This window comes from Colwellia demingiae, assembly GCF_007954275.1.
GTDB classification, from domain to species: Bacteria; Pseudomonadota; Gammaproteobacteria; order Enterobacterales; family Alteromonadaceae; genus Colwellia; species Colwellia demingiae.
Map to the genome: position 1 here is coordinate 1 of NZ_VOLT01000006.1, position 26750 is coordinate 26750.

Genomic DNA, 26750 nt, shown 5'->3' on the forward strand with positions numbered 1-26750 from the left:
TAGGTTGAAGACCTGTGGGGCACTACAGCAACTTTTTAAGTATGCTTTGGCGCTTTTGAGGACAATCTAGCGCGGATCTCATCGTGGAGCTGGGCCTAATATATTTGGTAACCCAAAAAGACTCCGAATACATTAGCGCAAACCAACTACGTTATCGATATTATTACTTGCAATATCGAGGCGGACCATACATTGTGCCCCGGAGCGAGTTAGGGTTATTCAAGTTGTTCATTTAATAATGTTACTCTTTTATTAACGGTTTCCTTCTCAGAGTCAGAAGAATAAAAAACTACAGCACTTTTACCCATAAAATCCTTTTCCTTTAAAGTTTCATTAATCGTTAAATTTTTTAATTCACTTAGTCTGCTTTAAGAAAGGAACTGTGGCAAGTTACATATTTGATCTAGAAGGTATATTTCAAGAATATGTATCAAAATAACCCACTACCACCTTGGGCTGAAGGATGTGTGTCATTATAAACTTGGGTGAGTTTTTTACGGCTAACGTGAGTGCATAACTGCGTAGTGAGAATACTGGCATGACCAAGTATTTCCTGTACATGTCTCAAATCAGCACCATTATCTAACATGGTGGTTGCAGTGTTATGGCGGAATAAATGACATGTTCCAGTTTGGTCAAACCCTGCTAGTTTCACATATTGTGAAGCAATATCCGATAACTTACCAGGTACATAACGTTTGCCGTTATTGGCTAAAAACAGCGATTTACCTGAGCCAATAAATGGGAACATAGGGCGAATTTTACCAATGTAAAAAGCGATCCATTCAAAACCACGAAGACTAATTGGCACTAGGCGCTCTTTCTTACCTTTACCGTGTACTCGTACCATAAGCCCATTGAAATCAATGTCATCAATATTGAGTTTTACTAGCTCTCCAGTAGAATGCCTGTTGCGAAAAAAAACTCAAGTATTGACCTACCAGTTGCTCAACTACTGGCACATCTTGCTACGCAAGAATGCAGAATAAGTTGTGGGCAACGCTTCGCGTTGACACACAGTTTATTTCCGCTTGTACCTGTACTCACTCTTCAATGTAATAATTTTATTTTTTATATTTTTAAAAGTTCCTGCAAATAGGTTTGTCGCTTACTCGCATTACTTTGAGTTTTAATAGCACTGATTAATTTTTCTTTTGGGCCAACAATATGAATTTCTTCTTCGGCTCTTGTGATTGCAGTGTAGAGCCACGCTCGATCTAAATTACTTCCTCCTGACAAAGCAACTATAACCCTAGGAAACTGTGAACCTTGCGCTTTGTGGAGGGTTATCGCATAACCTGCTTTTAATGTGTAAAGCAATGATTCAGTTAATGAGACAAATTCAGATTCTTCATCTTCAAAGTCATCCATTTGTACTTCACCCAATATACTTCCATCTTGTTCAACAGAAATTAATTTACCTAAAGAGCCGTTTTGAACGCCAACGTCATAGTTGTTTTGTGTAAATAAAACAGGATCGTTTTGATAGAGATTATCGCGATAATGTTGACCATCCCTTTCATACTCAATTCGCTTTCCATTAGGGTTTAACTCAAGTTGACATTTTGCATTGATTTTATCAACTAAGGCATTAGTAGGGGTTACCACACGACTATTTTCTGGGGCTTGATGATATAGTTCAACGCATTTATCTACAACAAATTCAAATCCTGTATCATGAAACGTAATGGCTCCTGTGGTGAGCTTAGGAGGAATTACCCCTTCATTTATTAACTTAGAATATTCCGGTATGCCACTACTTGCCCCTTGTCGTTTCACTATGCTTAGCTCAGTGTTATGTATTAATCTCGATTTTACTATATCAGCAAGTATTTTTCCGGCACCGATAGGAGGGAGTTGGTTCGGATCACCAACGAATAAGATCCGAACCTCAGGTGCAATATGGGTGGCGATCTTAAAAATGGTTGGCAAGTCAATCATTGAACTCTCATCAATGACTAGTAAAAACTTGTTATCAGCTACATCCTCAATTGCATCTTCTCTTAAAAACTTAGCTATGGTTGAGCATGGTCGACGAATGCTTTGACGCATCCTCATAGCTGCACGACCACTTAATGCTACAGCTTTTATCTTATAACCAATTTCTTCATAAGCATTTAGGACAGTATTAAGTACAGTTGTTTTTCCCGTTCCCGCACCGCCTGTTATGCAAGAAATAGCATAGCTAATTGAAGTCATCACTGCTTCACGTTGTTGTGGTTCCAAATTAAAAGGGACTGACTGAAATGCGCTAATACAAGCAGCATCTTCGACCTCATCATATATCTCGCCTAGCTCATGTAATTTCAAGAGACGTTTTACAACAGTATTTTCCATAATATAAGTTGAAGTGAACTGATACATGCCGCTTTTAGGATAGATGATAAATGCTTTTTTATCGTAGCCTCCTTCAAGCGCCTTACTCGCTAAATCATCAGATCCTAACATTTCCTTTAATGGTTTTATTAATTGTGAACGATGTGCAACAGTATGCCCCTTAGATGCATGTTTTCTCATCACCTCAACTACAGCAGCAACCAATCTTCGAGTGTCACAATCTGTGATATCAAAGTGCACCTTTGCAATTCGATCATTTAGCTTGAAGTCCATTCCAAAAGTGCTAAGGGAATATGGATTAGATTTGATCAAAACAGTTGGATCAGGATCAAACTCAATATCCTCTTTTTTTACTAACGAACCGTCTGTCACTCCATTGAATTTATAAATACGTTTTTGAATAGCTACTGGGATGTCATGTTCTGTGAAGAATTTTGAATATTTTAGGTAAGAGAATTGTTCAAACCCTGTTATTAAAGCTACAGCAGATATTTTTCCCAATCCTTTTAATGTCATAAGTTTAGCTAGATCTTTATTTTCTAAAATTTGATATATATTCTCGCCAAACTCTTGCCAAAGCTTCTCGGCTGTAGACAAACCAATCCCCTTGAAATGAGGTGTGTCAGCAATAAATGATTTAAACCCAATGGGGTTTTTAGAAAGAATTAGTTCAGCTTTTACAACATTAACATGATGTTTTTTAATATAATACTTACCATCAAAACTAGGCGTTTCTTCGTAACTAGCATTACCTTTAATCGACCATATTTCACCTTCGTGCGGATCTGGTGAAATAGTGTCAGGAGCTTTTATCGTGTAGTAATCAATTTTACTAAGAACCCTATGCTCTGTTTTATGAACGGATACTGCGCTAAAAAGAATATAATCTTTAGTCTTTTTAGTGCTAGTGAATATTTTCGTAATTCGAACGGTCAAATCAGCCTCGTATCCTGTCTGCATCATTAAAGCTCACCTAAGTCCGCAAACGTATCACTTAACTCGCTAAAACGCCCAAATTTCCCTCTTAGGGCTGCATTTTCGGCTTTAAGCTCTATTATCTGCTGTTCTAAGTCTGGCACTCTCGATTGCTCTCTAGCAGCTTTAGTTGATTCTTTTTGTATATCTTTTGGCTTTAGTAACTCTTTTTCACCTTTTTCAGTTAACTGAGGGAGTACATTGCGATCTCTTAAATCATCTTCAAGTTGTTTAAGTTCTGGGCATATATCGGGATTATCTCTCAAAGTCGTTTTAGAAAATCCACACCCCTTCGCAATTAATCGGCGATTCAATTGGCCACTTCTTGATATGATATCTACATATTTTTGATCGGTCATGCTATCTACCCAAACACGCCATTTTTCTGTATTAATATCTTTGTCTACGGAGCTCATTCGATTTCCTTTTTCTTCTGATAATCGCTTTTTCCTTTCCACTCACCATGATTATCCCTTACGGTTTAACTGAAGAGTGAGCTCACTATTGGCTTTTCTTAATTGTGCGATAGTTGTTTGAGCAACATCATAGTCTTTTTTCAAATCTTTGTGTTTTTGCGCCAATGCAGCATGCGAATCCAATACTTGTGAATTTAAAGCTGCCTCAAAATAATCAACCAGATTCTTATTTTTTTCGTTTTGTAGTTGCAGCTCAAGATCAGACTTTAATGAAGTCAATTCTGGCTTTGTTAAGCGTTTACCTGATGTGATATTACCAACAACATCACTCCAATAAATTGAAAGCTTCCCGTTTAGATTGCTTATATGCCCCAGTAATTTTGGTATGCTTTTACGATCTTTTCGAATATTGGAGCGGTTAATATTAAGCCTCTCACAGAGTTGCATCACGACAATAGTTCTTTCTGTTATCGTCAGATGTTTTACACACTTTTCTATAGGTGTCTCCGGAGTTTGCTCTCTAAGTTCTAATACACGCCTATCGATTCGTTCCTTAATATCTTTAAATTCTACTTGTAATGAATCGAATAAATTTTTTGCTTTTGGAGAAAGGTCAGCAACCCAAATTGGCTCTTTACCTGATTCGGTAGAGTCTGGTACAGAAAACTGACTAAGATCTATCATCTTGTTCCCACTCATCTAATATCTTTGTTCCGTTTTTAACCACTTCCTTACTAACAGAGTGAGCACGGGTTTTAATAGGGAACTCCTTTAAAAACTCTTGGTGAGAAATAACAATTCGAGTAATTTCTTCTTTATTACTGTTCTTGCTACTCACATTATGTAGGCAGCCGGAACATAATTTGAAACATCCATTTTCAATATTTGGAGATTGCGTCTCTTTATCTAGACATTTCGACAATCCTTTAGTCTCTTTTATTACTATGCAAATTCCATATTCGTGGACTTCTATACTCTCTATGCTCTCTGATACCTCCTTCAGTAATTCTTCAACCTCTGAAGGCTCTATAACAGCAACATCTTTAACTTTTCTTTTAATAAACAATGCTAAGTGCCCTACGAACGCATCATCAATATCATCAAATGCCATTCTTTTCACTAGCTCATCTATATAATCCCTCTCAATCTCTTCTGACACTTCCTCAGTAAGTTTATTATCTGTGTACCTTTTGGTGAATTTACTGCCATAGGCATGCCTAAAGTGCTGACGAATTGCTTCAAGCACATTTCCGTCAAATCTCCTTATAGCAAACTCAGCAAAAGAGTGTCTAAGCATATGCGGATGCAAATGGTTGCATACATTAGCAAATTGACTTCCGTATTTTTCAATAGACAAAGAATAATGATTGCTCAGAATACTACGTAGAGTGTTTTCACTAGCACATGTGAATTTTTTCGTAGTTTTAAATCTTGATTGGTGCATTTGGGCAAACAGTGGTGGACGAATCCCGTCGTCTCGACGCACCTTTTGTGTATAAGATACTTCAACCATAATGTTAGCAGCTTCTGCAACCAACCCTGACATAGTTCTGACTTCTGTTAATCCGTAATTCGTTTTTACAAGATCACTTTTGAACACCCAAACGCCATCGCTTTCTTGCTTATAGTCGTCTGCATAAATTGAGCTAACTTCGCTTATCCTGATGCCTGTTAATGATAAAAATATAGTGAGAGCAGCACCATAGATCCGTCGTATAGTTTGAACCAATTCTTCATAGTTGAAAGGCATTCCCACAACTTCGTAACCAAGTATACTTTCAAATAATTTTTTTAACGCTGTGTAAGCTTTAACAACTCCAACCTTCCTTTTCCTCCCATTAGGGGTAATGAATGGTGAAGCGCAAAACTCTTCAAAGAATCCATTATTAAACAACTGTAAGTGACTGATGGAATTGACACTTTGCTGATGCTTAAAAAATGCAACAGCTAACTTAGTTTCTTCGCTTCTAATAACCTCTATAGCGTGACCTAAATTAAGCATGGCATTAACAATCGGCAAAGAGTCCCACCCATTCCCTTCGCGCCATTCATGGGGAACGATGCCATGATCTTTAAGTATCGGTTCTACCGTACTCATTAGGAAAGTTTTAGGTAGAGTGACATTGATGCCATCATAAATCATCCCTTTAAGATATAGCTTTCTTGAGTCTAGCAATAGTGAATAAAGTGATTCAACTGGACCGTGCCCAAGTATTTCAATATTTTCACAATTTCTTTGAGCTATGCTGCCTTCTATGTAAAAATCGATTTGATTTTGTAAAGTGCTTAATATTAATTTTTGACAATCTTCTTCCGTCCAGTTCCTCATTGGCGTATCTGGTTTATTCATACTTGCCCAAATAAAAATCCGCCTAAGGTTAGAGTGATATGCCTTGGCAGTGTTAATATTACACGTTATTTGTCTAGTATTTACATCTACGCCTCCACACTTCTGAATAAATAGGGTCTTGAAATTGGATAGCCATAAATCAGACATATTCAATTTTTCGCTGTTGAATTCGAATTCACATATTTTTGGTGAATCATCAGCAGCAGAAACCTTATCGTTCGTGACAAACAATATCTCACTCGATAAGTCGTTAATATTAGGAAATTTTATATCTTGAAACTTTAACTGTGTTACTTTCATTTATATCCCCTATATTAATGACGCGAATGGAAAACTAAACTTTTTAGACTTCGCCTTGCCTTCTGCTAAAATTGATTGCGAAAATTCATCTAACAATAATGTTAAATACGAATGGTGTGCCTTAAACCTGACTGCTTTTTTCTCATGATCAACTTTAATTCTTGGCAATTCTTTTTCAATGTGTTTAATTTTGGAAATTATAAGAGCAGCAGTTAAAGGAGTAGCTACCACAACTCTCTTATTGTTTAATTCAATATCACCAATATCACCAATGACATCCCCAAGTTCTTTTTCAATCAATTCATACAAATCTTCCGCTTCAATTGCACTATCATTTATGCCTAACTCTTTTTTGAACGATTTCATATCTAGGACTTTGGTTTTATTAAAAAGATCGCTAACCAGTAATGCATCTTGTTCCATAGAGTCCCCAACTTGGGATGCAAAGGATCTCAAAGACTTAATTTTTTCAGGAGAATTGGAACGAGCATTATAAACGTTTTTTTTCGTAGCTAAGCTCTGGGCCGTTAGCTCTGCACCTAGTTCTTCGTTTAGTTTTTGATCAACCTCTTTATTGCTAGTGTTGTCTATTTTGTCATCCATTCTTACCCTTGACATTGCAATAGCGTTAATACTAAGAGATAAAACACCCTCAACAACATTACTATCGGTTCCATAGGAAGCGTGACCTTTTTTAGCTCGATGATTATGAGATATTAAGTTCTTAACATAAAACAAAAAAGGGTTCGCGTCCTCTCCAACCTCCTTCATCAAATTATTGTGTAACTCTGTCTTCTCATTAACCATATCCGTAAAGAATTTTTGCATTCTCGATGAGGTAAGTCCAAGTTGTCCCAAAATATCCATTTTCCCTGAATCTTTATGATATTGTATCAAAAGAGGGTTTTCGCCTGTGTGCTGTTCTTTAAATCTATCAATAAAAGTTGAATAAGCCTTGTATATAAGTGAACCTTTTCGATATATTAACGTTGCGGAATCAATGCCTCTTCGCCTCTTCCCATAACCAATTTGTACGCCTTTGTCGTTAATGACAATATCTTTTAAGCACAAATCACGAATGCCTGAGGATTGAATTCTTTCTGATGCAAGCAGACATTGCATAGCGAACACTTGTTCGTGAGATAGACCATAAATATCATTTAAAATATAACCATTCGTCGCTGTATGAGTCGTTTTTTTCTTATCAACAACAACCGCTGTTTTAACAGTATATTGATTCGTTTTTTTCGGAAGCCGCACCCATTTTTTAAACCATGATTTATTCCTAGTTAACGAGTCATTCTCTTGAGGCATATACCATAGAGGAGGGGGGTAATTGTGAGATAATCGCTCTAAAACCCAATTATCATTCTCTTCTATTACAGCGTTAAAAAGGGGAGCATGTAATCTTAGGGCATTTTTATATTGGTCATGTATATGAGTCGAAGGAATCCCCATTAACGGGAAAGAATCCGTAGATTTTCGGTAGGCTTCTATCGCAAACCCCTTGACATTGGGGTGCTTAATAAAAAGTTTTCTTTTTTCATCAAACTTCAGAATTATATAACAACATACAGACCTTAATGATTTAATGGCCTCTGTATTGTCGTATGGCGTATTAGTAAACATTGATACTAAATCTGGATTAGGCGTTGTATTACTCCCCTTTAAAACAGGTGCCTTATATAATAACTGTAAAAATTCTTCTCTCCAGTATTCGGACGTCACGGAGCGTTCTTCTCCATATAACCTGAGTGGATACAGAAGCCAGTTAAGCCTTGACCTAACCGTATTACCAGTAACACCACCTTTAATGAACTGCATGTATGTATTAAAAATTTTTTCTGGCATAGCTTTGTGCTGTATTATTTGATCACTTGCGACACCAATGAAAGAAATAACCTCCCTAGCTATATTTACTCGATAATCCAAGACACACACCTTAAACTTGGGACTATGCATATAATCAATATAAAATAAAAATAAAGGTACATCTCGAAAATCACTCGGGAGTACATAGTTAATACTCCCCACAGAGAATTCGTAGTGATTCAATTCTCTTATAGTGATACTTTCAAGTCTCATTAATCTTCATCCTTCTTTTTTTTGTTATATCTTTCGTATCGACTGTCCTTCAATGAAAGTGTGTTTAATATGTCAACCCTACCCATCACAACAGCATAATAGAATACGTATATTTTGGTCATCTCATAATCCGTATGGCCCATCCATTGACTCACAAATACCATTGGGTCTTTACCCTTTTTATAACAGTAGGTTACTGAATTTGTCGCGTAACACTTTCTTAAAGTGTGATAACGGCGAGCAAGCCAATCATCTATGTTTTCCACCCCCTTTAAAATCCGAGCTTTCACACACCTTTCAAAGAGCTTTGTGCCAAATTTCTTATCGACTAGGTCTTTACCCGATTTAGCAGCCATTAAAGATCCTGTAAGGTGCGATCCTCGATTCCAAATAAAATTGTAAATTGCTTCAGCCAATTCGACACTTACTTGTGCCGATCTCATTTTATTCCCCTTTCCCATAATCTTTAATTTCATTGATTTGGGAGTCCAATCCTTTTGCTTAGGAAGTAACTTTCTTAATTCCTTTACATTCAGGTTATCGTAACTTACCAATTCATGCGTTCTAAACCCTGCGTAATACCCTAACTTAAGCGCAATCTCGTCTCTTTCACGTTTAAATGCACTAGTAGCAGTGATATTAGCAAGTACATCCTCTTCAAAAGATTTTTTATCCATGTAAATTTGAAGTATTTCAGTTGATAGAACTTCTTTTTTATTTTTGACTTTTTTTAGACCTTCCCACGTAAATGAGATATTTTTCAAATTATCTGAGATCCCCAAATTAGCCATTTTCTTATAAAACTCATTTAATATAGTTGCATGATAGTTAACCGTTTCAGGTGAATTTTTTAATTTTTGAACTCTGTAACCATTAAGATAACCTGTCATCTGAGCGTCAGTAACTTGATCGTACTTTAGATCTCCTCCACTGCTATCTAAAACTCCAAAAAAGTCTTTCAAAACTCTAGCGTAATTTTCAGTGGTACTTATAGCATTGCCAGCTTTAGCTAAGTCAAGAAGATAGAGGCCAGGCTCAAGCAAAGGAATACCATCATTATTTACCACGCAATAAAACTCTAAATATCGACCTCCAGAAGATACATTTTTAACTTTAGCTACATCCATTTTTATCACCCCATGTGTTACTGATAAACAGGTTTGAGATCTGCGGACAAGAGTATTTAGTGAATGTGTCAAAAGCACCAAATTAATAGATATGAGATCTTAACGATTTATGACAAAGCGTTAAGAAAAGCCTCCATACTCTATTTGGCGGATATAATGAAGAAAATCATTCATTTGATTATTTCGGCAGATCTCTAGCCCTGTCTTTCCTCCAAGAGCTGGGATTTTCTCATTTTGAAACCAACTAACAGCTTGTCTATCTGAGCCTGCCCAACTAGCTATTAGGGGAAAAAAATATATTTTCTCTTTTTCATCAAAAAACTCACCACAACATTTTTCTAGCTTGTGATAGTTAGAGCTAATATCTTTCTTTTCCACTGTAGTACCTCTCTAACAAAAAGCTTAGTTAACACGCACTAAAAATCATAGTCAAAAATCAAGATGAATTCAACACAAAATAGCAATAAAATTCAAATAGTTAATGCATTAATATGACACAATATTGACAGGAACTAAATGCATTAATATGACACTATATTGACAGGAACTAAATGCATTAACATGACACTATATTGATAGGGGTTTGTTGATTAAAAGTCCATGCGATTCGCATTAACTTTTTGGTAAGTGAAGTCATTCTCTCCTCACTAAGTCAGACTTTTCGGTGCAGTGCCCAACTTATAAAATCACGCGTCCCCCCTCTGATTTGATACTCACTTACTGCCTGTTGATATTTTGAAGAAAAGCAGAGGTAAGGGGTAAGTAGTTTTCAATTGAACCAGCATGAGATAGTTACTGAATAAACCAATTTGTAGTCTGCCTTGTTAGCAAAATAATTACGTAGTCTTTGAAAATGTTCATTTATTTTAAGTAGTCATTTGATTTGGTGCCGATATGCCATGCGTATTTTGCATCACCTTTTTTTTTTGCTTTGCCAACTTTTGTATCGACTTTCTTTACTACTTTTAGCCATCTTCGTTTATATCATCGAATAATATGCTTTGGAATGCCATTGTCCTGTTCATTGTTTTTCAGCGGGAGTTAGTTAAAGCTGGTACTTTGAAGCAGGAAAATATTCATATCGATGTATTTTTGATCGAGAATAGTAGGCAGTATCTATGCAAGCACATATATTGAATTGAAAATTTTTCTTCTTTTGTCACAAAATAAAAAAGCGACCACTCAAAAGAGTAAGTCGCTTAATAATGAGTTTAGCTCTTAAATCAATTTATTAGATCTCAAACCTTTTTATCGATAACACCATGACATTTGTTGATATTTTAGAGTCATAAAAATACAAGGATATTTATGACTCTTGTCAACAAAAAGAACCAAAAAGAACAAGGGGAGATAATCTGTCCAATCTTCAAAAGTGGCGACACGAAATAAAGTCAGCATAGAGATGGATACATCGCCCCACAACACTTCATTAATCGAGTGAAAGTACATACTACCAATCGCAGCATAGATATAGAAAATAACAAACATGAGTAGCGCGATATAGCCCATACGAGGTATCGCTTTGAGTAATGCATTAATCAGTAAGCGCAATTCTGGCACCATGGATACTAAACGCAAAACACGAAATACGCGCAATAAACGAGCGAGTAATACGCCAGAGCCACCCGATGGAACTAGGCTACCAATAACAATGATGGTATCAAAAATATTCCAGCCACTTTTAAAGAAACTCTTTTTCTTTGGGCAAGCTAAGTAACGAATAGATATTTCTACCGCAAAAAATACGGTAACCGCAACATCCATTAGCAATAAAATAGCAACGACGTTAGAAGATAAATTATGTGTTTTTGCGCCAATCAACAACGCAGACAATAAAATAACTGCAATAACAATACCTTGAAAAACTTTACTATTATCTATTTTTCTTAATTGTCGTTGAGCTTTTAGTACTAAAAGACTCATTATCTTATTCCTACCGCTGCATCACTTACATGGGGGTTACTGCGACGTTCTTTTCCAAAGGTACTCATTGGGCCATGACCTGGGATAAAACGAACATCATCACCTAAATGGAATAGATTTTTACGAATAGAATTAATTAGCGTTGCATGATCCCCACGAGGAAAGTCAGTACGCCCTATCGAGCCACTAAATAACACATCGCCAACTTGGGCAAGTTTTGACTCACGATGGAAAAATACGATATGACCCGGTGTATGACCCGGACAAAAATACACCTCCATAACAATATTACCAAAGCTAACCGTATCACCTTGATTTAAAAAACGATTTGGCGTAAATTTTTTCGCATACGAAAAATAACTACCAAAGCGTTGCTTTTGATCATCAATACCATCTATCCAGAACTGATCTTCTTTGTGTGGCCCCTCAATCAGCACATCGTAGTGACTTGCCAGAGCATCAGTTGCACCGGCATGATCAATATGTGCATGCGTGATAAGAACCTTTTCAAGTGTTAAGCCATGTTTGGCAATACCCGCTTTAATTTTTTCGATATCACCACCAGGATCGACTACCGCGGCTTTTTTAGTGTCACTACACCAAAATAAAGTACAGTTTTGCTCAAAAGGAGTTACCGGAATAATTTCATGCTTCAACATATCTTGCTCTTCAATTGTTTCTATTTACAAAAAGACAGCATTATATACCCGTTATCATTCAAAGTGCAGGATTTCAGCATATTGGATTAGTTTTAATATCCAAATATCATCCCGCTATAGTGCTAACAAAAATGTAACAAAAGCAATGAATAGTACTTCCCCTAAGCGTCTTAACTCGGTAAGCTTTGCGCAACTAATTTTATCGACTACTCACTATTTATGACCACTGCTTCTTCTCGTGACTCTTTTCATTCTCGTCTTGGTTTTGTTCTCGCGGCAGCAGGTGCTGCAATAGGTTTAGGCAATATTTGGGGCTTCCCCACTCAGGCGGCAAATAATGGTGGCGGTGCCTTTTTAGTTGTTTATTTAGTCGTGACTTTTTTACTTGCTTTACCTGCACTTTATGCGGAAATTTACATTGGCAATCAAGCACAAACTAATCCAGTTTCCGCCTTAGCTAACGCTTGTGGTAAGCGCTTCAAAAACCTCGGTCACTCTGCCGGCATTATAGGTATTATTGGCGCTATGATGATGCTCAGTTTTTATACCATAGTAGCAGGTTGGATGCTGTCGCATGCGCTAGCATCATTAGCTGAATTAGTCGGTTTAATGGACTTATCTCATTGGCTATCGACCTCAAGTACGCTCCGAAATGTAATATTTACTCCGATATTTATCGTGCTAGGGGCAGCTATCGTCCATCAAGGTGTTCACAGTGGCATAGAGCGTTGGTCAGCGAGATTAATGCCAATGTTATTAGTGATGCTGCTTGGTTTAATTATTTATATATTACAACAAGAGGGGGCGGAAGAAGGTTTGACGCTTTACTTAGTCCCTGACTTTAGTCAAGTCACTGAGCCAAAGTTGGTTATTTCAGCCATGGGGCAAGCTTTTTTCTCACTCGCTATTGGTGTTGGCGCTATGATGGCTTATGGCTCATATATGCCTAAGGGACAAAGTGTTGGCAAGTTAGTATTATCGATAACGTTACTTGATACCTTTATTGCCTTTATTGCTGGTTTACTTATTATCCCTGCACTCTTTGTCGCTCAACATGCCGGACAAGAAGTATTTGTAGACGGTCATCTCATTGGTGAAGGGCAACTTATATTTAATATTTTACCAACACTATTTAGCTCTATGGGAAGCGTTGGTTTACTTGTTTCTTTTGCTTTTTTCTCACTATTATCAATTGCAGCTCTTACCTCAACCATTTCATCAACTGAAGTACCTGTTGCTTATCTAATTGAAGATAAAGCGATGACAAGAAAACGTGCGACTTGGTTCGTCTCTGGGTTGGTATTTATTGCTAGTATGTTTCTCATCGCCTTTTTTGAGCAACTATTTGGCTTAGTGATCCAGCTCCTAACCACTATTTTACAACCACTGATGTCATTATTTTACTTCATCGTTGTTGGTTGGTTGTGGAAACGCGGTAATCAACTTACCGATATTGCTCAATTAAATAAGCACACATCATTAAAATTACTTGGCTTTTATTTACGCTTTATCTGCCCTGTTCTTTTAGTCGTAGTTTTTATTAATGTAGCTTTTTAATCGCTATCTCTGATTCTTATTGAGACGAGTTAAAGGGATTGAATGTTCAGCTAACCATACTAGTTGTTGCTAATGATTAGAAAGAAGTGTGAAGGGGCTCTCGATGTTTAAGATAAATGGCCTCTATGGTTCCATCAGTCGTTAGTTCTTTAATTACATCATTGACTGAGTTTCTTAGCATCTCATCTTTAAAGGCCATATGTGAATATACGTCTGGCCAAAGCCTATGTATGGTGAAATCCTTAGCCTCTATTTTTTCTTCATTTATATAACGTTTATCTGCTAAGTCATGTAAAAAGATATGTATATCTCCGATGCGAATATCTTTCTGGCCAGCAACCATCAAATAAGTGGTCTCATCAGGCTTTGAATGCTCACTGTATTTAGAGTTAGCGAGCGCCATTTCTTTAAAATCATCCCCAAGTAAATCTTTAGCCCCTTGATAGGCAGCAACAGAAAACCTTTTTAGATCGGAAACTTTATTTATCTTTAGTTCGGTTGAATTTTTTGACACGGCTACATCGGTATAGCGAAAAATAGGCGCGGATAAAAAACCTTCAACTTGTGAGTTAGAGAATATATTACATGCTACATCTATTCTTTTGCCTGAATTAATTTCATGTAACAACCTATAATTACTCATATAGATAAACTTCACATTGTATCTTGGTAATTGCTTAAATATTTCTTCGGTAATTTCAAGAAACAAGCCTTGCTTATTTTCGTCCCCCAAAAAAAGCGAAAAATTGCCAACACCTATTTTTAGATCTTGTTTAGCTATTATCGAACTTGATGTAAATAATAGGGAGAATAAGAGCAAACGGTATAATATTTTAATCATATAAAACAACCCACTGACAGAGTCTTATAAACGAGAATAAAAGAACTGATTATCGACATTACACTTTTTCTATTAATCATAATAACCAATTAACCATAAAAGAACGGTAAATAGTAGTAAATTTCTATGATTAGATAGGAAAATGGTCCTAAGAGTACTTTTAGTCATGCAACTCTAAAGATTCTTTTTCACTGAGATCCACCTGCTCTATTTTCTCAAAACGGGTAGATATTTTATCTGCCGAAGTATGTATTTGTTTTACATCCGTTGCCGCCTGATCTATATGCATAGCAAGGTTAGCAAAACGGCCTTTAAAACGACTAAAGTCTTGTGCTAAATCGGATAAATGCGCCTGAATAATATGAATTTGTTGACGCGTCGCTTCATCTTTAAGTACCGAGCGTGCCGTTGTTAATATTGCCATTAAGGTCGTGGGAGATGTCAGCCAAACACGTTTCTTATTTGCATATTCAACGAGGTCACTTTGGTGTCCATGAATCTCGGCAAAAATGGCCTCTGCGGGAATAAACATAATCGCGCCGTCAGCTGTTTCGTTATCAATCAGGTACTTATCACTAATATCATTGATATGTTTTTTTATATCGACTTTAAACTGACGCAGAGCTGATTTTCGCTCTGCTTCATGAGTTTCAAAGTCCACCATTTTTCGATAGTTTTCTAACGGGAATTTAGAATCAACAACAACGTTACCCGTAGGTTTGGGTAAAAAGAGGACACAATCGGCAATTTTACCGTTTGATAGCGTATGTTGAAGTTTAAAACTTTGTTCAGGTAACACATTTCTAATTAAGCTATTTAATTGTACTTCACCAAAGGCGCCCCGTGAGCGCTTATCATTAAGTACTTCTTGCAAGCTCACTACGTTGGTAGATAATTCAGTGATTTTTTTCTGCGCGTCATCAATTAACGCCAAACGCTGTAAAATATCACTAAAGGTTTTGGTGGTTTTTTCAAAGCCTTCAGCCAAGCGTTTTTCTACTTGACCACTAATCTCTTGTAATCGTTTATCGGTCGCTAGGGTCAAACCATCAATACGCTTACTCATTTGATCACTGCTTTGTGCCAGTGTTTTAGCCAACTCTTCTCGGTTAGCTTGGCCAGTATTATTTAGGTGCTTAATCACCTGATCTAATGATTGGCTTTGATTAGTGGCTAGCTGAGTTTGTAATTCATTTATTTGCCGCATGAGTTTAATACGTAAATCAGCCATTTGCTGTTCAATATTATTTGATAATTGCAGTTGCTGTTTATCATGGGCTTGCAATATTTGTTGCTGGTTAATTTGTTGATAATTTTGCTGTAAATGTAATAACTGTTCTGCAAACTGCTGGTCTAGTAACGCTTTTACGCGATCTTCTTGTTCAGAGTTTTGTGCTAACACAGCACTGTTAATACTGCTTAGTCGAAATAACACCCATATCAGCATAAATAAAAATACTAATGCCAATGTTAGTGCGAGTGGTAAAAGGTGTTGTGGCTCTAAGGAAAAATTCATAATTGATATTACTCTCAAGGAAAACTAGCACTTAACACTGTATTTTATTACAGTACTTATAAGGTATTAAAACATAACTCGTTATATTCAACCAGTATTTTAATAAGTTAGCTGCTCAATAGCACCTGCGCAGACTTTTAGTGCGGGTAAAATAGTCGTTAATATTTGCTGTTTCATTGTTTGAGAAATATGTGTACTGATACTTAACGCACCAAGAACTTTTCCGGCTTGATTTCGCACCGGAACCGAAATAGAGGTTAGGCCCAGCTCTAATTCTTGTTCTACTAAAGAATAACCTTGCTGATTTACTCGTGATATTTCAGTTTTTAACTCTGCTTTGTTAGTGAGCGTGAAGGCAGTATATTGCTTCACTCGACAGGTTGTTAAAAAGTCATTTAATGCCTTATCTGTCATGTCAGCTAACAGTACTCGACCTAATGATGTTGCAAAGGCAGGTAAGCGAGTACCTACATTTAGGCTAACAGACATTATCCGCTTGGTGGTGGCAACACGTCCAACATAGACAACATCTTCACCTTCTAATACTGCTGCCGAGCATGACTCATTGAGTTGCTCAACTAATTGCTGCATTAAAGGTTTTGCGTTCTGCCAAACATCTTGAGAAGCGAGGTAAGAAAAACCCAAGTTAAGTATTTTTACCGTTAACGAAAACAGCTTCCCTTCTTGTTTAGCATAACCTTCACTTACTAAGGTCAGTAAAAAACGCCTCGCGGCTGCTCGTGTATAACCTGTGGCAGTAGCAACTTCAGACAATGTCATCGTCGGTCTGTGCTGATTAAAGGCCTGAATAACTAGCAAGCCCTTAAGTAAGGATTGTACGATTTCGGATGATTTGATCATAACTTGATCATCATCATGTTTTCCTTGTTCTTGCTTTGACATTGAATTATCTCAAACCTACAATAATGTTCGACATACTAACAAATGTTCGCATAGCGCACAACTTGTTTTAGTGAACTTTAAATATTGCCGGGTGAATAAAGCCCCGAACATGAGATGAGTAGGACAAAATGATAGATAAAAGAGTAGCAAGTTGCGTTAGTGCTGTTGCCGATATAAAAGATGGCGATACCGTAATGATTGGTGGTTTTGGTGAAGCAGGTAGTCCGATAGAGTTAATTCACGCATTAATCGATCAAGGGGCAAAAAACTTAACCGTCATTAATAACAATACAGGCAGTGGTCGAGTAGGTTTAGCTGCCCTGATTGAAAATGGTCAAGTGGCTAAAATGATCTGCTCCTATCCACGCACTGCTAACTCTCTCGTTTTTCCAGAACTGTACCGCAGTGGTAAAATTGAACTAGAGCTTGTTCCGCAAGGTACGTTAGCCGAACGCATTCGTGCTGGTGGCGCTGGAATCCCTGCTTTTTTCACTAAAACGTCAGTCGGAACGCCGCTTGCAGATGGCAAAGAACTCCGAAATTTTGAGGGCGATGACTATGTTATGGAACGTAGCCTAAAGGCTGATTTCGCTCTTATCAAAGCTAAGCAAGCTGACCGATACGGTAATTTAACCTATAACAAAACTGCCCGTAACTTTGCGCCAATTATGGCTATGGCGGCAACAAGAACCTTAGTGCAAGTCAATGAAATGGTTGAATTGGGTGATCTTGATCCCGAAAACGTCATTACCCCTGGCATATTCGTTAATGCGTTAATTGAGGTGAGCCAACCACAACAAGAGTCTCAACTGGTGAAAGACGGCATTACCTATCCAGAAGTAAAAGCATCTGCAACAAATAGTCTAGAGAAAATAAACTCGGGAGCAATACAAGCATGAGCCAAGTAGCAAAAAATCAAAAACTCGAGGCAACAACTCAAATTGGCTGGAACCGAGAGCAAATGGCACAGCGCTGTGCACAAGATATTGAAGATGGCAGCTATGTAAACCTTGGCATAGGTATTCCTGAAAAAGTCGCTCAATATGTTCCTGATGGTAGAGAGGTTATCTACCACACAGAAAATGGTTTACTTGGTATGGGTAATTCTCCCTCCGATGAAGAGCTTGATGCTGATTTAATCAATGCCGGTAAAAAAGCGGTAACAGCAATTCCAGGCGCCTCATATTTTCATCACGGTGACAGCTTTGCCATGATCCGCGGCAATCATATAGATGTTTGTGTACTCGGGGCAATGCAAGTATCAATGAAAGGAGATTTAGCCAATTGGTCGACCGGCGCCGTTGACGCTATTCCCGCCGTAGGTGGAGCGATGGACCTAGTTGCTGGCGTTAAAACCATCTACATTCTTACCCAACATACCACTAAAACAGGGGCAGCTAAAATATTGCCTGAATGTACTTTTCCGCTCACCGGCCAGAAGGTTGTTAATCGAATTTATAGTGATTTATGTGTGATTGATGTCACCGAAAACGGTTTAGTGCTTATAGAGTTAGCGCCTGGTATTAGCTTTGACTATGTACAAGAGCGCACAGGGGTAGCGCTGATTAACGGACTCTCAAAAAAAAATAACATAGCAGATAATCATATCGTTAACACCACACATAAGGCGCAGCAGTAATGGCAAATAAAAGCGAAAAACTATTTAATAAAGCGCTGAAGGTATTACCTGGCGGTGTTAGTCGTAATACTATTTTTAGAAAGCCATATCCATTTTACGCTGATAAAGGTGAAGGCTGTTATGTTACCGATGTAGAAGGTATAACTCGCATCGACTTTGCTAATAACATGGCCTCATTGATTCATGGTCACGCCTACCCTGCAATTGTTGAAGCCGTATCAGAACAGCTAGCTAAAGGCAGTTGTTTTACCATGGCAACCGAAGCTGAAGTTAACTACGCACAGCTTTTATGCGATCGAGTACCAAGCTTTGATAAAATTAGGTTTGTTAACTCGGGCACCGAAGCGGTAATGGCAATGTTAAAAGCATCGCGTGCCTATACAGGTAAAGCTAAAATAGCCAAAGTTGAAGGGGCTTATCATGGCGCTTACGATTATGCTGAAGTAAGCCAAACCGCAAACCCAAGTAATTGGGGAGAGCTCGATAACCCAAATAGCATCCCTGTAGCCGAGGGTACACCACCAAAAGCATTAGAAGATGTTGTGGTAATACCGTTTAATGATCCTGAACGAGCGATTAAGATTTTAGATCAACATAAAGATGAAATCGCCTGTGTTTTAGTTGATTTATTACCTCATCGAGTTGGCTTAATTCCCGCCAACAATGCTTTTATTAATGCGCTACACCAGTGGACCCGTGATAATAAATCACTGTTAGTATTCGATGAGGTTATTACCTTTAGAACTAATTACAGTGGTGCTCAACAAAACTATGATGTTGCACCCGACTTAACCGCGATGGGAAAAGTTATTGGTGGCGGTTTCCCCGCAGGCGCCTTAGCAGGTTGTGATAAGGTGATGAAAGTACTCGACCCAACGGAGCCAAAAGTTTTATTACCTCACTCCGGCACTTTCTCGGCCAATCCAATTACCATGACAGCAGGTTTAGCCGCCATGAAAGACTTTGATCAAGCAGCGGTAACTAAGCTTAACCTACTTGCCACCTATGCTAGAGAAGCAATTACTCAGGCCATAGTAGAGGTGGGTATCAATGCTTGTGTAACAGGTGCCGGCAGTATGTTTAGAATACATCTAAAAGCACAGCCACCTAAAAACTACCGTGAAAGCTATGTAGATAAAAAAGAAAACCAATTAATCACTAAATTACTCGATCATTTATTCGATAATGGCATTATGATGATAAATACTTGCACAGCAACGTTATCAACCGCCATGAGTGAAAAAGAAATAGATCATTTAGTCTGTGCACTAAAAGATGGCTTTGAACTAATAAAGCCAGAAATGGCATAACACGCTTTGTTATTTCGGTTGTATCTGAAGCAAAAATATTAGCATTAAAATAACTCGACTCCCTATTTTAAACTCGGGAATGACTCAAAATATAAGGTGTAGGAGTTCAATTCAAAGGTATTTGAATTAATTTATAGGAAATAGCACGGAGTTGACGCGCGTCAATGAGTACTTTTGACAACGAAATTATTCCAATAACGAAGTAGTGACACCTACAAAGGAAATAGAAAATGAGAGACGTATACATCTGTGATGGCGTACGCACGCCGATTGGAAAATATGCTGGCGCTTTATCATCAGTTCGCGCTGATGACCTAGCTGCAATTCCACTTAAAGCATTGAAAGACAGAAACCCAACATTAGATTTAACCCAAGTAGACGATGTTATTTTAGGCTGTGCCAACCAAGCAGGTGAAGACAATCGTAACGTTTCTCGTATGGCGCTTTTGTTAGCGGGTTACCCTACCCAAGTGGCAGGTTGCACCATTAACCGTTTATGTGGCTCAGGTATGAACGCCATTGCAATGGCGACAAATGCTATTAAAGCTGGCGAGGCTGAAATATTAATTGCTGGCGGTGTTGAAAGCATGTCGCGCGCACCTATGGTAATGGCGAAAGCTGAAACCGCTTTTTCACGTAACGCTGAATTATTCGATACCACGTTAGGCTGGCGTTTTGTTAATCAAAAATTACATACCGCCTATGGTACAGATTCTATGCCTGAAACGGCGGAGAATGTTGCTGAGCAATTTAACATTAGCCGTGAAGCTCAAGATAAATTCGCTTTTGCGAGTCAAAGTAAAGCCAAGGCAGCACAAGATGATGGTCGATTTGCCGAAGAAATAGTACCTGTCGTTATTTCGAAACGCCGTGGTGATGATGTTATCGTTGAAAAAGATGAACACTTGCGTCTTAGCCCATTAGAGAAGCTAGCAACTCTCAAAACGCCCTTTAGAGAAGGCGGCTCAGTCACCGCTGGTAATACTTCTGGTGTAAATGATGGTGCTGCAGCCGTCATTCTCGCTAGTAAAGAAGCTGCCTTAGCGAATGGCTTAACGCCAAAAGCAAGAATACTTGGCTCTGCCGTAATTGGTGTTACCCCTGAAATTATGGGTATTGGACCAGCGCCAGCGAGTGCCAAACTGCTAAAACGATTGGGCCTTAGCATTGATGATATGGACATTATTGAGTTCAACGAAGCTTTTGCTGCACAGGCCCTTGCCAGTGCGCGTGAATTGGGTCTTGAAGATGATGACGCACGTTTAAACCCACAAGGTGGTGCCATTGCTCTGGGTCATCCATTAGGCATGAGTGGTACACGTTTATTAATCACAGCAACAAAACAGCTTGAGCGCAGTGGTAAACGTTATGCACTCTGCGCTATGTGTGTTGGTGTTGGCCAAGGCATTGCGATGGTAATTGAGCGATATAGTGAAAGATACAGTGAGAATGCACAGTAAATAGGTGCAATATAAACTATCGTGAAACCCGTTAAATAAATCGATAGCGAAAAGAATTAAATGACAAAAAAGGGAGGCTAATTATTAATTAACCTCCCTTTTTTTGAGCCTTAAAGACTCTATCTTTTGTTCGCTTTTAGCCTGCGACTAATACTGCCCTATTTCCTTATTCTTCCAAGCAGTGATCAAGTAGGACGAAATAGAATCACCACTACTCAATTTATATTGTGGGTTATCAGCGCTATCTTCCCCTGCAATGACTGAACTATTAACGCCAAAGTTGACCAGTTGCTCGCGCGAAAACCACCGAGCGTCTTCTAAATCATCTTGGCTAATATCAATTTTTTCTGACGTCGCAACAGCAGTAAAACCCAACATTACCGAGGCTGGAAATGGCCAAGGTTGCGAGGCAATATATTGTGGGTTTTCAACATGTATGGCAGTTTCTTCAACGACCTCTCTAATTACTGCTTGCTCGAGCGTTTCTCCAGGGTCTACAAAACCGGCCAGCGTTGAGTACATACCCTCAACCCAACTCGCTTGTCTACCTAATAAGCAACGTGGAATACCATCGGAAAACATTTTTTCTACCAGCATGATCACCGCAGGATCGGTTCGAGGAAAACTCATATTTCGACAATCAGAGCAACGCCTTGCGTGTCCTGCTTCAACTGAACGATTAGCATGTCCACATTGACCACAAAATTGATGGCTTATATGCCAATGAACTAATCCTTTAGCTAACGCTAATATTGATGCATCAATAGCTGACAAATTAGCCGTCACTTTTCGAAGCCCTTGCCATTGACCCATTTCACTTAACGCTTCTTGTGTGGAAAAACGTAATTTATTAAAATCGATAGCAAAAATTGAAATAGCAGATGGTTGATGGATATTACTGTTACCAGCAGTGCTGGTATCTAAAGTGTTATTGTCTAAGCTCTGGAGACCTAAATCTCCTTTACCTAAGTAAATGCAACTATCAACATTCACTGTAGGTACTTGTGATTTACTAAGATAAATTGGCGAAAGAACTTCTTCTTTATTAAATAGGCACTGACCATCATTAATAACGCAAAATAAAGTATCTTCACGGGTAAACTCAGCAGCTAACCAGCGCTTATTCTTGCGTTGATTGGTCCCTCTATCTAACGGCATATTGCCATACGCTAATGTCATAATATTCCTTTGCTATCAGTTACTAGCTAAGTGTCTTTTGTTACCTGAAATGATAAAGCGCACAAAAGAAAAGGACTAATACCAATTACACTAATAAATTGATTAGCTTAGAGTTATATTAGCGAGCTTAAAACAATCAAAATTATTTAAACATAGTCATTCTATATTTCTTTAATTTTGAGCGGTTATTAGTTTGCTAATGAACTCCCAAGGGCGAGTTTAAAAGGCTTACATGCGGCGTTATTTATTTTGAGAAGGGAATAACCATTCGCTTCAATCAATGCCTTGCCTCTAAGCCTTTTAATTCTCGCTAAGTGGTCAATTAATTAATGTACTTGTTATCACCAAGGGCTAGTCCTTTTTAAACGTTAAGTTTATTAAATAACGTTCATCACTTAATTACCAGTACAAAGTAAAAATTAAATTCTTACGCCTTCAATGTTCAACGACATTTCAACCTGTGTTGACGCTGGGCCTAAATTGTAAGTAATACCATAATCAGCTAGCTTAAAGTGAGTGGTTCCAGAGAAACCAGCACGATAACCGCCCCAAGGATCTTCTCCTTCACCAATTTTTACTACTGGGAATGAAATAGTTTTCGTCACACCTTTTAAAGTAAATTCACCCGTAACAATAGCGTTTTCATCATCGCTAAATTTAATACTGTTACTAACAAAAGTAGCTTTAGGGAAGTTGCTAACATTTAAGAAGTCTTTACCTTTAAGATGCTTATCACGCTCTGCATGATTCGAATCAATACTTTTAGTGTCTATTTCAATGTTAATTTTTGCATTGTTAGGTGATTTATCATCATAAGAAAAATTGCCATCAAAAGTATTAAAACGACCTAATAACCAGCTGTAACCTAGATGCTTAATTTTAAATTGTACAGAGGCATGTGCACCTTTTACGTCTACTTTGTAATCGGCGGCAAGTGCTGTGTTTGGCGCTATAGCTGCAAATAGCGAGCTTGCTAATAACGTGGTTGCTAGTGTGGTGGTAATTAATGTCTTTTTCATGTGATATTCCTTGTCTATTCTCTAATTAAGAGGAATGATGTGTAAATTAATATTGAATGCGTTAACTTAGATGTTTCTATATTAGGTAAATTAATTAGTTCTTTATTTATTGATTTAGTTCGATATTTTTTATATTTTTTTTAGATATTTGATTAATTAGTTATTTTCTAGGTATTACTTTGACCATACGTACTAAGGTGTCATTTTTATTAATAAAGTGATGTTTAAGTGCAGCAAGCGCATGACCAGCACTAAGTAAAATTAAGGTCCATGCTAAAACTTCATGAATAATGCCAGCAATATCTTCTTGGTTAGCAAAATCTAAAGGCAATGCCGGTATCGATAGTAAACCGAAAACATCAATAGCTCTGCCATCTGCAGTTGATATTAAATAACCACTTATCATCAAAAAAACCATCAAACCATAAAGTGCTAAGTGGGCATAGTGTGCTGCTTTTTTTTCAATTTCACTTGCAGATTCATCGGCATTTTTTGGTGTAACATTAACCACACGCCAAACGATTCTTAACATCAAAGCCACAAAAAGCGTTATACCAATATTCTTATGTAAATCTAACGAACCTTTGTACCAAGCATCGTAGTAAGTTAGTTCAACCATATAAAGGCCTAAGCCGAATAAGGAAAAGATGCTTATTGCCATAAGCCAATGAAACATAATGGCAATGAGGCCATAACTGTTTTCGGTATTCTTTAATATGCTATTACTCATCGTGTCATCTATCTTTTCTGTTAGCGCTTTATTTAAAAAGCTAACAATATCCCTGTCAAATTGTTAAAGCTACTATAACGAACTAAAACCTATTAAAAAATAGCAATAAATGCGAAACTATTGTGCAAATATGCACAGCTAAATGCGTTTTATATAATTTATAGTGTGGGATTAAAAATGAAAGATACTTCTTGGGATGATTATAAAATAGCTTATCAAGTCGCACTTGATGGTAGCTTAAGTCGAGCGGGCGTATCACTGCGAATAAACCATGCCACCGTATTAAGACGCATCAATCAATTAGAGCAAGCACTTGAAGTAAAACTGTTTATTCGCCATCAACGAGGTTATAAGCTTACAGATGCTGGTTGTGTTTTAATGGATGAAATGCCCGAAATGCTGGCAAAGTTTTCTAGTTTGGAAAATAAACTACAAAATGTTGAAGGTGATATTAGTGGCGAACTAAGGATCACCACGGTCAGTTCATTTTCTCCTGTGATCACTCCCGCATTAAAAGCATTTCGAGCTAAGTACCCAAAAATCCGTCTTAAACTTATTTCTACTGATGATATTGTACCGCTCGATTCAGGTGCTGCACATGTCTCCTTACGAGCAGGCCCAAGCCCTGTTGGTGTTGATCTTGTTGTTAAAAATTTAATCCAATTACAAACGGCATATCATGCGACACAAGACTACATCGATGAATTCGGTCAACCCAAAACCATCAGTGAGTTTAACGATCACCAATGGGTGTTACCGACACCTGAGAAATATCGCATTCCCTTTGTTAATTATATTGTTGATAAAATAGATAAAAACAGAATAGTTTTTCAAAGTAATAACTTTTCCGATATTCACGATGCGGTTATCGCAGGTATGGGCATCGGCCCTTTAAGTGATCATCAAGCAAGTCTAAATCCATCAATGGTTAAGATCGATTTAGATATCCCCAAAAATGGTGAATCTATCTGGTTTGTTTATCATAAAGATTTAAAGCATAGCGCCCGCATTCAATGTTTTTATCACTTTTTAAAAGCGGCGCTATCAGATATTGAACGAGAACATTTACGCGCTGCAAATAGAACATCTGATAAAGACTAGGTATCCTGACTACTTGTATTGTTGAAGAGAACAAGTGGCTATCAACACTCAATAGCTCACTTTCAACCATTATTTTAAAGTGAAGAGTTTGATGGGGTATGCTTATCCGTATTAACAAAACGGCTTGCCGCTAAAGAGAGTAATGCGATAAATGCGCCGGCATAAAAGACTAACGAATGATCATGAAGCCAAACCAAACCAAAAGTAGCAGGAATAACAACGGCAGCAATATGATTAATACTAAAACTAACCCCAGCACTTGAAGCAATGTCTTTAGGGTCAGCAATTTTTTGAAAGTAAGTCTTTAATGCAATAGCCATAGCGAAAAATAAGTGGTCTATTACGTAAAGCACAGCAGCCACATTGGCAGATTCAACCAGCGCATAACCAACAAAGATAGTAATTAGTCCTAAATACTCAAGAGTCAGCGCTTTACGCTCACCTACTTTTGCAATCCAAACGCCTATTTTCGGTGCTAAAAAGAAGTTAATTACATGGTTAATCATATACAACACTGTGATTTGCTGAACACTGTAGCCGAACTTTTCAACCATAAGAAAACCAGCAAAAACAACAAATATCTGTCGACGGGCTCCCGCTAAAAAAGTCAGCAAGTAATACAAACTATAACGTTTTCTTAAAATTATTTTTTTATGCTGAGGATGATCCATTACAAACTTAGGCATAGAGAATGCCAGCCATAACGTCAGTAATAAACCACTTAAACCAAAAAACAAATACATCACTTGATAACTAGTAGAAAAAATACTGAAGCCCAACCAAATCAAAGCGTAACAAGTCAGTGAAGCCGCAGATTTTATTGACATTAATTGACCAAGCTTTACCGCAGCTTCATCTTTTTTAAACCACTGCAAGCTTAATGAAGTATTTAAGGTTTCGTAATAATGAAAACCAATAGACATCAATACCGTTGTTGCATAAAGTCCATAAATACTGGGAAAGAACCCTGTAACAGCCACGCCTATGGATAGTAGACACAAAGAAATTAAAGCAAAGACTTGTTCGGTAAACACCAATAATACAAAAATTGCGGTAAACGCTAAGAAACCAGGGATTTCTCTTAAAGACTGCAACATGCCTATTTCAGCCCCCGTAAAGGCAGCTTGTTCAATAACAAAATTATTGAGCATAGCCATCCAACCGGCAAAAGTAACTGACATTACAATGCTGGCAATGGCTAAGAAAACAAAAGGACTATGCCATTTATTACCTTGCTCAGCTAAAACTGAAATTGCTTTTTCTGTGGTTACTTTTTCCATGCGGGTTTATTGCCTTAAATAACTAACACTAGGTTACTGACAC

Annotated in this window: 23 protein-coding genes; 6 read left to right on the forward strand and 17 right to left on the reverse strand. The window is 37.7% G+C overall.

The genetic code is table 11. The annotated features are described in order from the left end of the window. Positions 1-430 precede the first annotated feature (430 nt). From ESZ36_RS12590 to ESZ36_RS12635, 10 genes are all read right to left on the reverse strand, one after another. Positions 431-850, reverse strand: coding sequence for a tyrosine-type recombinase/integrase (locus ESZ36_RS12590; protein ID WP_246129090.1), 420 nt, complete (start codon positions 848-850; stop codon positions 431-433). Between the two features lie 221 nt (positions 851-1071). Beyond that, positions 1072-3300: an AAA family ATPase gene (locus tag ESZ36_RS12595; protein WP_146788467.1), complete on the reverse strand. Its 2229-nt coding sequence runs from the start codon at positions 3298-3300 to the stop codon at positions 1072-1074. Then, positions 3300-3728 (reverse strand): VPA1267 family protein, encoded by a 429-nt coding sequence (locus ESZ36_RS12600; RefSeq protein WP_146788470.1) that lies wholly within the window; start codon positions 3726-3728, stop codon positions 3300-3302. The genes ESZ36_RS12595 and ESZ36_RS12600 overlap by 1 nt, the downstream gene beginning before the upstream one ends. Before the next feature lie 51 nt (positions 3729-3779). Continuing rightward, a complete protein-coding gene (locus tag ESZ36_RS12605) occupies positions 3780-4412 on the reverse strand; it encodes a hypothetical protein (RefSeq protein WP_146788473.1) in 633 nt (210 codons plus the stop codon). Beyond that, a complete protein-coding gene (locus tag ESZ36_RS12610; RefSeq protein WP_146788476.1) occupies positions 4399-6378 on the reverse strand; it encodes a site-specific integrase in 1980 nt (659 codons plus the stop codon). Before ESZ36_RS12610 ends, ESZ36_RS12605 begins: the two co-directional genes overlap by 14 nt. Before the next feature lie 9 nt (positions 6379-6387). Then, positions 6388-8463 carry a hypothetical protein gene (locus ESZ36_RS12615; protein WP_146788479.1) on the reverse strand — a complete coding sequence of 692 codons (2076 nt, stop codon included), beginning with the start codon at positions 8461-8463 and terminating at the stop codon, positions 6388-6390. Beyond that, complete coding sequence (locus tag ESZ36_RS12620) at positions 8463-9590, reverse strand: tyrosine-type recombinase/integrase (RefSeq protein ID WP_146788482.1); 1128 nt, start codon at positions 9588-9590, stop codon at positions 8463-8465. The genes ESZ36_RS12615 and ESZ36_RS12620 overlap by 1 nt, the downstream gene beginning before the upstream one ends. 120 nt (positions 9591-9710) lie before the next feature. Beyond that, a complete protein-coding gene (locus ESZ36_RS12625) occupies positions 9711-9968 on the reverse strand; it encodes a hypothetical protein (RefSeq protein WP_146788485.1) in 258 nt (85 codons plus the stop codon). A gap of 870 nt (positions 9969-10838) precedes the next feature. After that, a complete protein-coding gene (locus ESZ36_RS12630; protein ID WP_246129091.1) occupies positions 10839-11513 on the reverse strand; it encodes an ion transporter in 675 nt (224 codons plus the stop codon). Then, positions 11513-12172: an MBL fold metallo-hydrolase gene (locus ESZ36_RS12635; protein ID WP_146788488.1), complete on the reverse strand. Its 660-nt coding sequence runs from the start codon at positions 12170-12172 to the stop codon at positions 11513-11515. Before ESZ36_RS12635 ends, ESZ36_RS12630 begins: the two co-directional genes overlap by 1 nt. A 219-nt stretch (positions 12173-12391) precedes the next feature. Here ESZ36_RS12635 and ESZ36_RS12640 point away from each other — a divergent pair, with 219 nt between their 5' ends. Continuing rightward, entirely contained in the window at positions 12392-13729 is a 1338-nt protein-coding gene (locus tag ESZ36_RS12640; RefSeq protein WP_146788491.1) for a sodium-dependent transporter, read from the forward strand. 76 nt (positions 13730-13805) lie between these two features. On the opposite strand, the gene ESZ36_RS12645 is transcribed toward ESZ36_RS12640, so the two are convergent. The 3 genes from ESZ36_RS12645 to ESZ36_RS12655 form a co-directional block, all read right to left on the reverse strand. Next, complete coding sequence (locus ESZ36_RS12645; RefSeq protein WP_146788494.1) at positions 13806-14570, reverse strand: substrate-binding periplasmic protein; 765 nt, start codon at positions 14568-14570, stop codon at positions 13806-13808. Positions 14571-14730: 160 nt separating this feature from the next. Further along, positions 14731-16086, reverse strand: coding sequence for a DNA recombination protein RmuC (locus ESZ36_RS12650; protein WP_146788497.1), 1356 nt, complete (start codon positions 16084-16086; stop codon positions 14731-14733). A gap of 99 nt (positions 16087-16185) precedes the next feature. Beyond that, the gene (locus ESZ36_RS12655) at positions 16186-16989 is read right to left on the reverse strand and encodes an IclR family transcriptional regulator domain-containing protein (protein ID WP_146788500.1); all 804 of its coding nucleotides are present in this window, start codon (positions 16987-16989) and stop codon (positions 16186-16188) included. 128 nt (positions 16990-17117) lie between these two features. Here ESZ36_RS12655 and ESZ36_RS12660 point away from each other — a divergent pair, with 128 nt between their 5' ends. The 4 genes from ESZ36_RS12660 (at position 17118) to pcaF (ending at position 21398) form a co-directional block, all read left to right on the forward strand. Continuing rightward, entirely contained in the window at positions 17118-17888 is a 771-nt protein-coding gene (locus tag ESZ36_RS12660) for a 3-oxoacid CoA-transferase subunit A (protein ID WP_246129092.1), read from the forward strand. Then, positions 17885-18628, forward strand: coding sequence for a 3-oxoacid CoA-transferase subunit B (locus ESZ36_RS12665; protein ID WP_146788503.1), 744 nt, complete (start codon positions 17885-17887; stop codon positions 18626-18628). Before ESZ36_RS12660 ends, ESZ36_RS12665 begins: the two co-directional genes overlap by 4 nt. Further along, positions 18628-19938 carry an aspartate aminotransferase family protein gene (locus ESZ36_RS12670; RefSeq protein ID WP_146788505.1) on the forward strand — a complete coding sequence of 437 codons (1311 nt, stop codon included), beginning with the start codon at positions 18628-18630 and terminating at the stop codon, positions 19936-19938. Before ESZ36_RS12665 ends, ESZ36_RS12670 begins: the two co-directional genes overlap by 1 nt. A 230-nt stretch (positions 19939-20168) precedes the next feature. Next, entirely contained in the window at positions 20169-21398 is a 1230-nt protein-coding gene (gene pcaF, locus ESZ36_RS12675; RefSeq protein WP_146788507.1) for a 3-oxoadipyl-CoA thiolase, read from the forward strand. Positions 21399-21545: 147 nt separating this feature from the next. Here pcaF and nudC read toward each other — a convergent pair whose 3' ends face one another. From nudC to ESZ36_RS12690, 3 genes are all read right to left on the reverse strand, one after another. After that, on the reverse strand, positions 21546-22577 hold the full coding sequence (gene nudC, locus ESZ36_RS12680) for an NAD(+) diphosphatase (protein WP_146788510.1): 1032 nt from the start codon (positions 22575-22577) through the stop codon (positions 21546-21548). A gap of 419 nt (positions 22578-22996) precedes the next feature. Next, the gene (locus ESZ36_RS12685; RefSeq protein WP_146788513.1) at positions 22997-23596 is read right to left on the reverse strand and encodes a YceI family protein; all 600 of its coding nucleotides are present in this window, start codon (positions 23594-23596) and stop codon (positions 22997-22999) included. Between the two features lie 160 nt (positions 23597-23756). Further along, complete coding sequence (locus ESZ36_RS12690) at positions 23757-24326, reverse strand: cytochrome b (protein ID WP_246129093.1); 570 nt, start codon at positions 24324-24326, stop codon at positions 23757-23759. A 177-nt stretch (positions 24327-24503) separates the two neighbouring features. Between ESZ36_RS12690 and ESZ36_RS12695 the strand changes: the two genes are divergently transcribed. Beyond that, the gene (locus ESZ36_RS12695; RefSeq protein ID WP_146788516.1) at positions 24504-25427 is read left to right on the forward strand and encodes a LysR family transcriptional regulator; all 924 of its coding nucleotides are present in this window, start codon (positions 24504-24506) and stop codon (positions 25425-25427) included. Between the two features lie 74 nt (positions 25428-25501). Here the strand turns inward: ESZ36_RS12695 and ESZ36_RS12700 are convergent, their stop codons facing one another. Beyond that, positions 25502-26707, reverse strand: a complete 1206-nt coding sequence (locus ESZ36_RS12700; RefSeq protein ID WP_146788519.1) for an MFS transporter — start codon at positions 26705-26707, stop codon at positions 25502-25504. Positions 26708-26750 lie beyond the last annotated feature (43 nt).